This is a genomic window from Pontiella sp. (genome assembly GCF_041622395.1).
Classification (GTDB): domain Bacteria; phylum Verrucomicrobiota; class Kiritimatiellia; order Kiritimatiellales; family Pontiellaceae; genus Pontiella.
Window position 1 is genome coordinate 1 of record NZ_JBFJYW010000068.1, and the last position, 13865, is coordinate 13865.

The 13865-nt window shown below is 60.1% G+C and carries 10 protein-coding genes and 1 pseudogene; 2 read left to right on the top strand and 9 right to left on the bottom strand.

Annotated features, from left to right (window positions below; all coding sequences use genetic code 11):
• The 6 genes from ABYO54_RS05740 to metG all read right to left on the bottom strand — a co-directional run.
• On the bottom strand, positions 1-194 hold a 194-nt coding region (locus tag ABYO54_RS05740; protein WP_372807287.1), incomplete at its 3' end, for an MBL fold metallo-hydrolase.
• Positions 195-226: 32 nt separating this feature from the next.
• Complete coding sequence (locus ABYO54_RS05745; protein WP_372807288.1) at positions 227-3304, bottom strand: PD-(D/E)XK nuclease family protein; 3078 nt, start codon at positions 3302-3304, stop codon at positions 227-229.
• Between the two features lie 38 nt (positions 3305-3342).
• Positions 3343-4518 (bottom strand): aminotransferase class I/II-fold pyridoxal phosphate-dependent enzyme, encoded by a 1176-nt coding sequence (locus ABYO54_RS05750; protein ID WP_372807289.1) that lies wholly within the window; start codon positions 4516-4518, stop codon positions 3343-3345.
• On the bottom strand, positions 4493-4972 hold the full coding sequence (locus tag ABYO54_RS05755) for an Lrp/AsnC family transcriptional regulator (RefSeq protein WP_372807290.1): 480 nt from the start codon (positions 4970-4972) through the stop codon (positions 4493-4495). The genes ABYO54_RS05750 and ABYO54_RS05755 overlap by 26 nt, the downstream gene beginning before the upstream one ends.
• Before the next feature lie 119 nt (positions 4973-5091).
• A complete protein-coding gene (locus tag ABYO54_RS05760; protein ID WP_372807291.1) occupies positions 5092-5844 on the bottom strand; it encodes a TorF family putative porin in 753 nt (250 codons plus the stop codon).
• A 268-nt stretch (positions 5845-6112) separates the two neighbouring features.
• Entirely contained in the window at positions 6113-8071 is a 1959-nt protein-coding gene (gene metG / locus ABYO54_RS05765; protein ID WP_372807292.1) for a methionine--tRNA ligase, read from the bottom strand.
• Between the two features lie 124 nt (positions 8072-8195).
• Between metG and hisA the strand changes: the two genes are divergently transcribed.
• On the top strand, positions 8196-8945 hold the full coding sequence (gene hisA, locus ABYO54_RS05770) for a phosphoribosylformimino-5-aminoimidazole carboxamide ribotide isomerase (RefSeq protein ID WP_372807293.1): 750 nt from the start codon (positions 8196-8198) through the stop codon (positions 8943-8945).
• A 230-nt stretch (positions 8946-9175) separates the two neighbouring features.
• On the opposite strand, the gene ABYO54_RS05775 is transcribed toward hisA, so the two are convergent.
• Together ABYO54_RS05775 and ABYO54_RS05780 are read right to left on the bottom strand one after the other, a co-directional pair.
• Positions 9176-9682, bottom strand: a complete 507-nt coding sequence (locus ABYO54_RS05775) for a WbuC family cupin fold metalloprotein (RefSeq protein ID WP_372807294.1) — start codon at positions 9680-9682, stop codon at positions 9176-9178.
• 76 nt (positions 9683-9758) lie between these two features.
• Positions 9759-10535, bottom strand: coding sequence for a YdiY family protein (locus ABYO54_RS05780; protein ID WP_372807295.1), 777 nt, complete (start codon positions 10533-10535; stop codon positions 9759-9761).
• A gap of 142 nt (positions 10536-10677) precedes the next feature.
• Here ABYO54_RS05780 and ABYO54_RS05785 point away from each other — a divergent pair, with 142 nt between their 5' ends.
• A complete protein-coding gene (locus ABYO54_RS05785) occupies positions 10678-12300 on the top strand; it encodes a FumA C-terminus/TtdB family hydratase beta subunit (protein ID WP_372807296.1) in 1623 nt (540 codons plus the stop codon).
• A gap of 181 nt (positions 12301-12481) precedes the next feature.
• Here the strand turns inward: ABYO54_RS05785 and ABYO54_RS05790 are convergent.
• Positions 12482-13865, bottom strand: a pseudogene (locus ABYO54_RS05790) (hypothetical protein); the annotation flags it as partial.

Below are 13865 nucleotides of genomic sequence, written 5' to 3' on the forward strand. Positions count from 1 at the left end.
AGGTGCGCATGGGTCAGCAAGACGGCATCGATGCTCTCGGCCGGAACGGGAAAGTCGTCCCAGTTGCGTTGCTTGAGATCGCGTTCCTGATAGAGGCCGCAATCGACCAGCAGCCGGATGCCATTCGTTTCAAGCAGGTAGCAGGATCCTGTAACGTTCTTTGCCGCGCCGAAAAATTTAAGTTTGATATCCATTTCTGCTCCTGTGTTGTCGCGTCTGCGATGGGTTATTCCAGATCAGCCCGGTCGACCACATCCGTGCGGCAAACCGAAACGAAATCATTATACGTCTCGATCAGCGGATCGACAGCGAAATCTCCATCTTTCAGCCGCCGCAGGTTGTTGCCCAAGGTGGAGAGGAACCCCTCGACCATGCCCGGTTCGTCCAACGGAATCAGGCTCTTCGCCAACGAGCGGCCCACTTGGCCGGGCTCGCGCTGGTAGACTTGGTATCCCGTCTCGGTCAGCGCATTCAGCTCCGCCGTATTGAAGGTTTCGAAGAAAAAGTGCTGGGCCGCAAAGGCATAGACCGGCAGCTGGCAATCGAGGTTTCGACGCACCTCCTCGACATACTCCTCCTTCTTGGAGCGGGCGCGGCTGGAGCCCTTGTAGTCGAGAACGCGGAGCCTTTCCAACAGCCCCGTCTCGGCAAAAACCATATCCACCCGGTCGATCACCCCCATCAAGCGGACCTCGCCCAGATCAACCGCGGTCGCTCCGCCGAACGTTTGCTCGAACAAGGCCGGGAAGCGGTTTTCGGTCGCGCACGTGGCCACATCGTGGCGGACGATATTGAGCACCATCTCAAGAATCTTGGCGCGCTCGGCCGCCCACACGCCGGGATGCCCGAGCACCTCCGCATCCATCTTGCGCCCGGCAACCTTCCGCGCAAAGGCCACGTACTCGTCCTCCCGATTCGGATCGAACGTCGCCAACGGAATGGCATCGACGCCCGCGTCGGCGCGCTTCATCCATCCCCGATCGGATTTCACGGCCCAGTGGCGCGGCGCCCCGATGCCGGACTCGCCCAGCGCAATCGCGTTGTAGATTTCGTGCAGGATCGAATGGATCAAGCCGCCGCGCTCCATCGGATCGGGCGAATCGTCGGCCACGCGCGGATCGCGGATCCCGAAGACGCGCTCCAGCAAGAAGACATAGCGGCAGTGGGCCAGCGACTCCAACGCCGTTGGGCTCATCTCCTCCTGGCGGTCGAACCAAGCGCGAACCCGATCGCGCAGCGCGGGAACATGTCCGCAGAATGCGGACGGGGGGCGCTCGTCGACCGGCGTATCGAGGAACGCTGCGCGCTCGGCTTCGATGTTGAGCATGGCCACAACGTGCGTTGCGGGGAGCCGGGGAGCCGCCTGCGGCACGGGCATGGGATCGCAGACGGCTCGCCTGCCCGGCTGTACCGCGGCCTGCAGCGCCTCGTCCGGGGCGCGGCACAACGGGAGCGGAACGATGGGCAAAAAGGATTCTCCCGGCATCGGGGTCCGGTCTTCGGGGGCCAGCGGTTGCTGCGCCGAAAGATGGGCGGCGAACACGTGGCCGCCGTCCAAGGCCTGAATGCGCCATTGATCGTATGGAGCGATCCGGATTTCGCTGGAGGCGGGCCAACCCGCGAGGTTCCAGAGCTTGCGGTAGTATTCGCCCTCGCCCTTTTCGCCCCCCTCCTGGTCGACCGACTGGAACGAAAAAACCAACTGCTCGCGCGCCATGCCCAGCGCGGTCAGGAACATGACCGACTGCTGCTCGAACAACACGTCGGCCTGCGGCAGCGCCATCTTCGGCAACCACCCGCCCTGCTCCGCCATGTGGGCGCGGAGCGCTCGGCGCTCCGCATCGCTCAGCAAAGCGTCTTGCTGCGGCACGCCGGGAAACTCGCCCTCGTTGAGCCCGGCAAACAATACGAGGTCGAAATCGAGACCGACGGCATCGTGCGGATTCAAGATCCACACGCCCTGCTCGTGGCTATCGCGCGGCCGGATGGTGGCCTCCTCCAGCAGTTCTTCGAGCAGATCCACCAACTCGGAGAGCGGCAACGGGTGCGGGCCGAGGTTTTCCAACGACGCCACCACCGCCTTTAGTGCCTCGGCATTGAAATGGTCTTCGGGTTCGACGATTTTCTCCCGCAGCATTTCCAGCGCCTGCGCCCCGGAAACAGGTTGCTTGCCGGCCGCGCCATCCAGCAGCGGCGGGCGCTTCAGCAGGCGCTCGACCTCCCCTTCCCGGTCGTCGAACCGGATCGCCGGATTGCGGACGAGATCGATGAAGGCATCGCGGTCGGGGCGCAACGGGAAGGCGAGCCACGCAAAGAAGGCCTTGACGACCGGCGACGAAAGAACGGGACGGCCCCGCCGGAAAAAGTAGGGGATTTGAAAGCGGCCGAAAACATGCGGCACGATGTCCTGGACGGTGCCGATGTTGGGAACGACCAATGCGATGCGGTCGGGCTTCATCTCCTGCCGTTCGAGGGTCCAGCAGATGCGCCGCGCCAGATCCTCGATCTCGCCATAGGTTCCGGCGGAGCGGGAAAAGTTGAGCCGGACGGTATCGGCCAACTGGAGCACGCCGGCGCTGTCGACCGCCAGGGCATCGCCAAGATCCTCGGCCCAAACCGCCCACGGCGCCGCCATGATTTCGGTGCGGATCCGCTGCCCCAGCTTGTCGGCAACATCCTCGGCATGCGCGGGCGGCAGCGCCGACTCGACCCGCATTTTCATTTTATGATTCAGCGCAACGACGCACGCCTCCTCGAACGGGGTAAACCAGCGCACCGACTTGAAGTGGATCGATCGGGCGTCGCGCAGCAACGGCGGCCAGTTTTGGCGGTTGCCTTTCAGCAACCGGAGGAGGGCGAGATTGACGTCCAGTTGGTCGGCCAGGCCCTCCTGCTTTATGGTTGCGCGCCAAATGCTGACCAGCGTGCCGAGCTGATACAGCTTATGTTTGCGGGGGTGGTCGAGCAGCCAGTCGATGATGCGGACGGCTTGGTCCGGCAAGGAGGCGAGCTCCAACACCAGCCGGTCGAGCACGTCGCCGAGCGCATGGGCCGAAAGTTCCCCCAGCGCCCCCTCGCCCTGGAAATGGCCGATGGCGGTATCGACGACCTGCCGGCGCATGAGCAGTTGCCGCGCGGGATCCATCCGCTCGCCCTTCGCGGCGGCATAGGGGAGGCAGCACTTGCGCAGGCGGGCGAACGTCGTGTGGCACGAGGCATCGACCCAGCCATCCGCCAGCGCCCGCTCCTGCTGGAAGCGCCGCAACGACAGCTCGGTCGGGAAAACAATCAGATCTTTACCCACGAACCGGCTCCCGAAACGAATACATATGCAGCCTTGCGTTAAAGTTTTGCGATGAAGCGGGCGATGCGGACCATGGCCTCCTTGATCTCCTCGAGCGAGGTGGCGTAGGAACAGCGGATGAACCCTTCGCCGCAGGGGCCGAAAGCGGTACCGGGCACGCAGGCCACGTTTTGCTCGTCGAGCAGCTTGAGCGCAAACTCCTTCGAGGTCATGCCGAATTTGGAGACGTCGGCAAACGCATAGAACGCCCCCTCCGGGCGGATGCAGGGGATGCCCATCTCCTCGAAGGACGCATGGATGAAGTTCCGGCGTTTCTTGTATTCGCCTTTCATGTAGGCGATGTCGGTTTCGGCGTTCTTGAGCGCCTCGATGGAGGCCTCCTGGCTCAGGATCGGCGCGCAGAGCATGGTGTATTGATGGATCTTCATCATGGCATCCGTCAACTCGGGCGGTGCGCAGGTGAAGCCCATGCGCCATCCGGTCATGGCCCAGGCCTTCGAAAAGCCGTGCAGATAGATGGTGCGCTCCTTCATGCCGGGCACGGAGATGATGCTGAAGTGAGCGCGGTCGTAGGTCAGCTCGTCGTAGATCTCGTCGGTGAGCACGATGAGGTCGCGTTCAATGGCAAAGGCGGCGATCTCCTCGACGTCCTTCTTCGAGAGGATGGCGCCCGTTGGATTGTTGGGATAGTTCAACAACAACACCTTGCTCTTGGGGGTCGCGTATTGCTCCAACTCGGCGCGCGTCAGGCGGAACCCGTTTTCCTTCCGGGTCTGGATGGCGACGGGCACGCCATGGGCGAACTGGATGAGCGGATTGTACGAAACGTAGCTCGGCTCGTGGTAAATCACTTCGTCGCCCGGCTCGACCAAGGCGCGAATGGCCAGATCCAACCCCTCGGAAACCCCGACGGTCAAGAGCACTTCGTCCGCGGGACGGTAGCCGATCCCGGTCTTTTTCTCCACATACTGCGCGATTCCGCGACGCAGCGACAGCATCCCCAGATTGGAGGTGTAGGAGGTTGCGCCGCGATCGAGCGCCCGCACGGCCGCATCGCGGATATGCCACGGCGTCGAAAAATCCGGTTCGCCGATGCCCAGCGAAATGACATCTTCGCGGGTGCTGACGATCTCGAAAAAGTCGCGGATGCCGGACCGGGGAATGTTGCGGACGGTCTTGGCGATCTTGCTATGGAGAGACTTTGAGTCGTTCATCGTCCCCCCCTGCATGCATGATAATGCCGTTTTGCTTATAGGTCTTCATCATGAAATGCGTCGCGGTGGAGGTGACGCCGGTCATGGTGGCCAGCTTTTCGCTGACGAAGCTGAAGGCTTCGTGCATCGTGCGGCCCTTGATGAAAAGAAGCAGGTCGAACCCGCCGGACATGAGGAAGACGGACTCCACTTCCGGGAAGCGGCTGATCCGCGCGGCGATGCGGTCGAAGCCGCCTTCGCTCTCGGGCGTGACCTTGACCTCGATGACGGTGGTCACGAGCGATGCGTCGAGTTTTTCTTCGTTGACGATGGCCTGGTAGGCGCGGATGACGCCTTCTTTTTCAAATTCGGCAATCTGTTTCCTGACCTCATCGACCGAAATCCCCAGCATCTTGGCAAGGTTTTCCGGCGACTCGAGCGCATTCTGTTTCAGTAGGTTCAGCAGTTCATTCATGGCATCCACCCTTGGGTTGATTGATAAAAGCGTCGGATGTTAACGGTTTGGTCGGTGGCGACCAAACCAAAAAAAACGCCCCGTCGTTCGGGGCGTTGGCATCGTCGTCTCGGCAACGATTAGAAGTCGTATGCGATGTTGACTCCGCCCCAAAGTTTTTCTTTGGCTTCGTACATGGCTTTCGCACCGTTTTCGATCTGACCGCCGGCGAGGCAGGTGTAGGTCAGGTTGATGGAGGTGGTCAGGTTATCCATGATCTCGTAGCTTGCGCCGCCGTAGAAGTTGAAGTCGTTGAAGCCCTTATCGCGCGACTTGGTGGTTCCATCCGGATACTGTCCGAAATAGACGTCGTTGTAACGGGTGTTGCCCCAGCCTGCGGAAAATCCGGCTTCCACCGACAGATAGTCGCTGACCTGGTACGGAGCAACGAAATCGAACAGGATGTAGGTGCCGTCGACTTCCTTCACATCACCGAAGAAGGTAACCGAAGGAATGAAATAGTCCTGGAAGGTCAGCAGATGGGCCGCCGCAAACAGCTCAATCGTGGAATCCGAGGCCGAATCGCCGTTGCCCGGGAACTGGTAGCTGATGGCACCGACATCGAACGACATGTCGTTGAGGTTCAGCGGAAGCGTGTAGGCCAGCGAAAGGTCGATTTCGGAGAAATCGCCCTGGACGTTGTTGTAGCTAGATCCCAAGTCGTAGTTGGCCCAAATGTTGAAGCTGACATTGTATTGGGAAATCGTGAACTGCGGCTGGAAAACGAAGTCGTTATTCAATACCTGGCCACGCCATACATACGAAGAGACCAGCGCGGCTTCAACCGTCGCTTCGGCTTCCGACGCATCGTTTGCCGGAGCTTGGTTAACCATCAGGTTACCGCCTTGAGCACTTGCAAAACCGGCAGCAAAAATCGCCGCCAAACCAATAGTCGTTGTTTTTTTCATCCGAAGCATACCTCTCGTTTATCCGCCCTAAAAAAAATTACATCCATACCACGCCCATCGCGGTATTTTGCGAAAACTTGCGCCTAAGATTGCACTTGGCCCCCAGCGTTGCAAACCAATTCTCCGGCAATGTTGCCCGCGCTTCGCAGTTTCGCGAAAACGCAGCAAACACAGGCGATATCCGGCGGAACGGCTACTTTACCGCCGCGCCGGCACCGAGGTCGCCTTCGACCGTTACCAGCTTCAGGGCGTCGCCCTTCGAGGCGGCGAGCAACATGCCCTGCGACTCCACCCCGCGCAGCTTGGCGGGCTTGAGATTCGCCACCACCACGATGGTCTTCCCCACCAGTTCCTCGGGGGAATAGTGCAGGGCAATCCCGGCGACGAGTTGCCGCTTTTCATCGCCGAGGTCGATCTGGAGCTTGAGCAGCTTGTCGGCCCCTTCGATCTTTTCGGCTTCGAGCACCACCGCCGTTCTGAGCTTCACGTCCATGACCTGGTCGAAGGTGATCAAGCCATCCTTGGAGGGCTCTTCCTTTTTCTTCGGCGGTTGCTTCGGTTGCTTCGGCTTTGCGACGGGCTTTTCTTCCATCTTCTTCTCGACCTCGATGCGCGGGAAGAGCGCGCCCGGCTGGGCGATTTCGGCCCCGGGAACGAGCACGCCGAATTCGGTCAGCTTGCCGAGATGCGGTTTCGCATCGGCCATTCCCAGCGCGGTGCGAAGCGCCAGCATCTTTTCGGGCATCACCGGATAGAGCAGCGCCGCGCAGACGCGCAGGCATTCCGCCGCCGTGTAGAGGCAGTACGCCACTTCCGCCTCGGTACCTTCCTGCTTGGCGAGGCTCCAGGGCGCGCGCTCCTGCAGGAATACATTGATTTTGCGGACGACGGACATCACGGCGCCCACGGAAGCATCCAGCTTCATTTCGCTGATCATGCCGCCCATTTCATCGGCCACCGCCACGGCTTCCTTCCACAGCGCATCTTCGAGCGCGGAGTCGAACCCGTCCGCGTTGACGGCGGGGATCTTGCCGTCGCAATAGCGCGCGATCATGTTGAGCACGCGGTTGGCGACGTTGCCGAGATCGTTGGCGAGGTCGGAGTTGTAGCGCTTCACGAACGCCTCTTCCGTAAAGGAGGCATCCTGGCCGAGGGTCATTTCGGCGATAAGGAAATAGCGGAAGGCATCGACGCCGAAGTTGTCGATCATGTCCATCGGGTTGACGACGTTGCCGAGCGACTTGCTCATTTTGGTGCGGCCGGTCAGCCACCATCCGTGGGCGAAGATGGATTTGGGCATTTCGAGGCCCATTGCCTTGAGCATGGTGGGCCAGTAGACGGTATGCGTGGTCAGGATATCCTTGCCGATCAGGTGGCAGGAGCACGGCCACCACTTGCGGAACCGATCCTCGTCCGACTTGTAGCCGATCGCGGAAATATAGTTGATCAGCGCGTCGAACCAGACATAGGTCACGAAATCATCGTCGAACGGGAGATCGATGCCCCAGGCCAGGCGCGATTTCGGGCGCGAGATGCAGAGATCCTGCAGCTCCTTGTTTTTCAGGAAGCCGAGCGTCTCGTTGGCGCGGAAGGAGGGCAGGATGAAATCCGGGTTGCTTTCGATGTAGTCGATCAGCCAGTCCTGGTATTTGCTCATGCGGAAAAAATAGTTGGACTCGATGATCTTGTCGACCGGGCGGCTGCACTCGGGGCAGTTGCCGTCGACCAAATCTTTTTCGGTGAAGAAGCGTTCGCAGCCGACGCAATACCAGCCCTCGTATTCGGCCTTGTAGATCTCGTCGCGATCATACAGCTCCTGCAGGGTCTGCTGGACGATGGTCTTGTGGCGCGGCTCGGTGGTCCGGATGAAATCGTCGTGCTGGATTTCGAGGCGCTTCCACAGCTCCTGGAAACGGACGACGGTTTGGTCGCACTGCTCCTGCGGGGTGATGCCGTTGGCATCGGCCGCCTGCTGGACCTTCTGGCCATGCTCGTCGGTGCCCGTCAGAAAATGGGTCGGCACCCCGAGCAGGCGATGGTAGCTGGCCAGCACGTCGGCCAAAATGGTGGTATAGGAATGGCCGATATGCGGTTTGTCGTTCACATAGTAGATCGGCGTGGTTACATAATACTTAACTGGTTTTTCCGACATGGGATTATTCCTAATCGCTAGTGTTTAAAAGCAAACCGCAGAATATTGAACATGCAACGGCGAATGTCGAAGGTTTTTACTTCGGAGTTGGATTGCCCACGAATCCTGTGCCAAAGTCGGCGGCATGAAATTCAGACCCTGCATAGATTTGCACAACGGAAAAGTGAAACAGATCGTCGGCGGATCGCTGACCGACGGCGCCGAACCGGAAACCAACTTTGTCTCCGAAAAGCCGCCGGCCTGGTATGCCGCGCTTTACAAAAAAGACGGCCTGACGGGCGGACACGTCATCAAGCTGGGCCCCGACAACGATGCGGCGGCGCGCGAGGCCCTTGCTGCCTGGCCCGGCGGCCTGCAGGTCGGCGGCGGCATTACCGCCGACAATGCCCGGGAATGGCTCGATGCGGGCGCGGCCCAGGTGATTGTGACCTCCTACATTTTCCGGAACGGACAGATCGACGAACCCCGGCTTTCCAAACTGGTGGCGGCGGCGGGGCGCGACCGCCTGGTGCTCGACCTGAGTTGCCGCAAGAAGGCGGGCCAATTCCACGTGGTGACCGACCGCTGGCAAACCTTCACCGAAACCCTCGTCGACGCGCAGGCGCTGCGGCAACTCTCGGAGTGCTGCTGCGAATTCCTCGTCCACGGCGTGGATGTGGAAGGCAAGCAACAGGGCATGGATGAAGAACTGATCGCGCTGCTGGCCGAACATTCCCCCATCCCCTGCGTCTATGCCGGCGGGGTCCGCAACTTCGCCGACCTCGAAAAGCTCGCCCAAGCCGGACGGGGCCGGATCGACGTCACCGTCGGCTCGGCGCTCGACCTTTTCGGCGGCTCCCTGCCCTATCGGGACGTGGTGGAGTTTTGCAAATAGCGTGACCGGAATGGGAGGTGTGGCACGGAGTTGAGTTCCCGTCTCTCCGAACGAGCCCGTCTTCCAAGTGCACTGCGCGCTCGCTTCGCGAAGCGCGCGCCACAGCACACCGCTTCCGCCGTATACCCAGGCAAACCCAGCACAGTGAGGCACGGGCTTCGCGCAGCGAGCCCGTCTTCCGGATCCAGTGCGCGCTCGCTTCGCGAAGCGCGCGCCACAATACGCAGGGTTCACCCCACAACCAGTCTCGCGAGATACGCATCCGCCTCGGGGCTGTTTTCCTCCGGCGCCCAGCGGGCGAACTCCTTATCGGTCGCCGCGTCGTAGGGGCCGGGCTTCACCTCGAACACAACGGTGTCGGCCTCAAGAGCGGCGAAACTATGCCAGATGCCGCCGTCGGTATCGATGCCGACCTCGTCCGCCCCCGCCGCGAGCACGAACGTCTCCGCAACCTCGCCCGCATCGTCGAACGCGAAATAGCGAATCGATCCGGCAAGCACGACGATGCTTTCGGCGCGATGGTCGGCGTGGCGGTGCGGCCGGATATAGCTGCCGGGCTGGAGCGTATTGAGCATCCGTTGCAACAGGTCGCCGCCCTGTTTGTGCAACGGGCGGATGATGCGCCCGCGCGGGCTCTTGCGCGATGCTTCCACCCCCGACAAAAGCAATGCTTGATCGATTCGGGTCAACGGGGTTTCGGGCGCAGGCAACGCCATGGGATGGGGATTCTCGGACACCGCAATCTCCTGTTTGCAAAAAAAAGCCGCCGCGGAACCCCGGGCGGCTTGTTGCTTCGATTCCTTTCGGGATCGACTAGAACGCGTATGACAGGCCGGCGAGAACCGTTAGGTCATTGTGTTCGACTACGCCGGCGGCGGGGCTGTTGTCGTACTCATCGCGAAGCTCAACGAACATGGCGATATCTTCGTAGACCGTGCTGCGCACACCCGTCACCAGCAGTCCGTTGTTGTCGACATCCACGTCGTCCATATTGGCGGTGTATTCGAGGTTGAGGTAGTAGGTCGACTTATCCGTGATCTTCCATAGGTAGTTGAGGGCCGCGCGATATTCCCCGTAGGTGTCTTCGCCCGAGGAAACGCGCTCGTAGACATAGTTCAAGCCGATCGAGGCATCGAGTTTCATGTTTTCCTCGTTAATGAAATAATAACCGAGGTTCGGACCAAGCTTCAGCCGGGTACGGATCTTTTTCATATCATCGTAGTAACCTTCACCGAAGACGCCGCCAAAGAAGTTCTTGCCCCCGAACTTATAGCGGTATTGGCTTTGGCCGCGTGCCTGTCCCTCGGTTTGCTGCTTCTCTGGATTGGGATCCGCTTCCGTAGGGGTAGCCGTTTTACCATATTCAGCATAGAGCGAGCTGACGATATCGTATGTTTCCGAGTAGCGGTCACCCTTGAGATTCATGGTGTAAAGCGACTTTTGGGTGTTGCCGTCTCTATAAGTCGCTCCCAACGCAATACTCCGCTCCCACTTCACGGTCGGAGCCGCGTCCTCTGCCGCTTCCTGTGCCACGCCGGCCAGAGGCATTGCAACCAATGCGCCCAACAATACGTTAGTAAACACCTTCATATTCATCTCCTTATATGGGGTTAATTCCTTCGCGCAGTTTATGGAAGTGCTTTGCCTGGAAGCAACCCTATATTTAAACCGAAACTTGAAACTTGAAACTTGAAACCAAGCCTTCAAAATCCCGGCATTTACGGAGGACTCTATGAACGACTATACCTATACCCCAACGCTCCAGCACACCGGTAGCCCAACCCCCTATCGACGGATCACCACCGACGGCGTCCGCATCGGGCAATTCAACGGCAAAGAGGTGCTGATCGTGGAACCCGAAGTCCTCGAACGGCTGGCCTACGAGGCCTTCCACGACGTCTCCTTCTTCCTGCGCCCGGGCCACATGGCGCAGGTCGCCAACATCCTCGACGACCCCGAGGCCAGCGAAAACGACCGCTTCGTCGCCAAGGCCTTTCTGGAAAACTCGATCATCGCCGCCTACGGCGAACTGCCCACCTGCCAGGACACCGGCACCGCCATCGTGACCGGCACCAAGGGCGCACACGTCTGGACCGACTTCGACGAGAAGGAAGCGCTCTCCAACGGCATCCACCGCTGCTTCCAGGAATTCAACCTACGCTATTCCCAGATCGCCCCGCTCGCGATGTTCCAAGAAAAGAACACCGGCAACAACCTGCCTGCGCAAATCGATATCTACACCGAACCGGGCCTCGCCTACGAGCTGACCTTCGTCGCCAAGGGCGGCGGATCGGCCAACAAAAGCTATCTCTATCAAAAAACCAAGTCGTTGCTGACCGAGGAAAACCTCGCGGCGTTCCTCCAGGCCGAACTCTTCAACATCGGCACCGCCGCCTGCCCGCCCTACCACCTCGCCGTCGTGATCGGCGGCACCTCCGCCGAGGCCACCATGAAATATGTCAAGCTCGCCTCCATCGGCGCGCTCGACGACCTGCCCACCACGGGCGATGCATCCGGCCGCGCCTTCCGCGACCTCGACTGGGAAGCGCGCGTCATGCAAATGGCGCAGGACTCCAAGATCGGCGCCCAGTTCGGCGGCAAATACTTCTGCCACGACGTACGCGTGATCCGCATGCCGCGCCACGCGGCCTCCTGCCCCGTCGGCCTCGGCGTCTCCTGCTCGGCCGACCGCAACATCAAGGCCAAGATCACCCGCGACGGCGTCTTCCTCGAACAGCTCGAACACGACCCGGCCAAATACGCCCCCGCGAACCTCGGCAAGGAGGCCGACGAAGCCCCCGTCGTCGACCTCAACCGCCCGATGGACGAGATCCTCGCCGACCTTTCGCAATATCCCGTCTGCACCCGCCTGCGGCTCAACGGCACGCTGATCGTTGCGCGCGACATCGCCCACGCGAAGATCCAGGAAATGCTCGACCGCGGCGAACCGATGCCGGACTACCTCAAGAACCACCCGGTCTACTATGCCGGCCCGGCCAAAACCCCGAAAGGCAAGCCCTCCGGCTCGTTCGGCCCCACCACCGCCCAGCGAATGGATCCGTATGTCGAAGCCTTCCAAGCCCACCGCGGCTCGATGATCATGCTCGCCAAAGGCAACCGCGGCCAAAACGTCATCGACGCCTGCCAAAAGCACGGCGGCTTCTATCTGGGCTCCATCGGCGGTCCCGCCGCCCTGCTCGCCGAAAAAAACATCAAAAAAGTCGAAGTGGTCGACTTCGAGGAACTCGGCATGGAAGCCGTCCGCAAGATCGAGGTCGTCGATTTCCCCGCCGTCATCCTCACCGACGACAAGGGCCACGACTTCTTCGCCGAGATTTTGCGGGGAAACAAATAAACGGCGACTTCGGCAACGCGGTGATTCCGTCCACAAGGCCGCTTGCCATCGCTGAGTCGGTCATCCGCCACCAGCTTCCGGGTTTTTGAAATCATGGTTTCGGGCGCGCCGTTGCTCAGATGCAGGTTGAAGAAGTTGTCCAGCCCCGCCGCCCCCGAGGGAGCCGGAGTTGATCAGCACCCTATTTCTCCATTCCGGGGCCGCTTTCGGCCCGCAGGGGGTACATGCGTTCGGCCACTTCGCGACAGGCTTTCACCATTTCCGGATAGGGCGTATCCGCGATATCCACAAACCCGATGCGATAGTTCTCGCCATCGCCCCGCCCCGTCAGCGGCTGATCTGAAAACTTGAACCAATGTGCGCCAACGATGAGCGGGTTCTTCACCGCCTCCGTGACATAGTTTGAAAACAGATCCGAGGCATGTTGAATATCCATCCCGCAACAGAGGCCGCATCCCCACATGCCACGCTCGTTCAACGTTCCAAAATGGAATTCACCGATCATGATCGGCGCATTGAATCCGTCCGGCGGCACAAAGCGATCCGGCGTGTAATCATAAAAATTTATACTGACCACATCCGCATAAGCGGAGCAGATTTTGAGGGCCGTCCGATTGGCGGTGTGATTGATGCGACTGCCCAGATAAAGTTTATTCGGCGCATGCTCGCGCATGGCATCCCGGCAGGTTTCATAATAGCGGTGATACCACGCCTCGCTGAACGCAAGCAGATCCGTCTCTCGCGCCTCGGCCCATTTGCCGGAGACCGGAGCAAGCGCGGTCCATTCTGTAAAATCCGATTTCCAGGCGGCATTGAGTTTTTCAACCGTTTCATACTTCACCATGAGACGACGGATGAATTCCTGGCGGCTGGCGCAGGACGCCTCGGAAAGGAGCGCCTTATGGGCGGGCGTTTTCGCGTGGGAAAACGGCAATTCATTTTCAATAAAATATCCAATGCACCAGGGATCGTTCGCCTCCTGCTCAAACCGGGCAACCGCGTCAAAGGTCAGTGCGCGATAATCGGGATGGAAAACATCGGGCAGAGAACGGTGCGCGTTACCATCGGGTTCATGCATCGACGGCCGTCTGTAGTGGCAGGCAACCGTATAGGGCGTTTTCTTCATCAGATAAAAGGAAGGGGAACTCCAGTTCCCTAACGTATTCATGCCCCAGACCTGTAGCCGGCGGTGTGTGAACTCGCCACTGGCTTGCTCCCAATCCTTCCCGTATTTCCGAATCAGATTGGCGCTGCGCGGATTCCAGTTTCCGATTCCGGGGGTTACGGTTTTCCCCAGTTTATGATTAAAGCCGGTCGCTCCGATCGACCAGAACGGCCACCCCTCCGGATCGATCAGCCACCATTTCCCAGCGTTCTCCAAGGTCTGGAAATGGCCGGTCGCCTTCGCACGGAACCCAGCCGTCCAGCCACCGTAAACACTGCGGTTTTCCAACGTCGGGAACCGGTCCAGCCACGCTTCTTCCGATGCCAGCCGCTCGGCAAAATCAGCATCGGATTTAATTTTAAACTTCCAATCCCGATTCCGGTTCTGACCATAGGCATCC

Bases quoted from the DNA above. Each gene is read 5' to 3' on its own strand.
- ABYO54_RS05755 (WP_372807290.1), bottom strand. From the start codon at position 4,972: ATGAATGAACTGCTGAACCTACTGAAACAGAATGCGCTCGAGTCGCCG.
- ABYO54_RS05750 (WP_372807289.1), bottom strand. From the start codon at position 4,518: ATGAACGACTCAAAGTCTCTCCATAGCAAGATCGCCAAGACCGTCCGC.
- hisA (WP_372807293.1), top strand. From the start codon at position 8,196: ATGAAATTCAGACCCTGCATAGATTTGCACAACGGAAAAGTGAAACAG.
- ABYO54_RS05760 (WP_372807291.1), bottom strand. From the start codon at position 5,844: ATGGTTAACCAAGCTCCGGCAAACGATGCGTCGGAAGCCGAAGCGACG.
- ABYO54_RS05785 (WP_372807296.1), top strand. From the start codon at position 10,678: ATGAACGACTATACCTATACCCCAACGCTCCAGCACACCGGTAGCCCA.
- metG (WP_372807292.1), bottom strand. From the start codon at position 8,071: ATGTCGGAAAAACCAGTTAAGTATTATGTAACCACGCCGATCTACTAT.
- ABYO54_RS05780 (WP_372807295.1), bottom strand. From the start codon at position 10,535: ATGAAGGTGTTTACTAACGTATTGTTGGGCGCATTGGTTGCAATGCCT.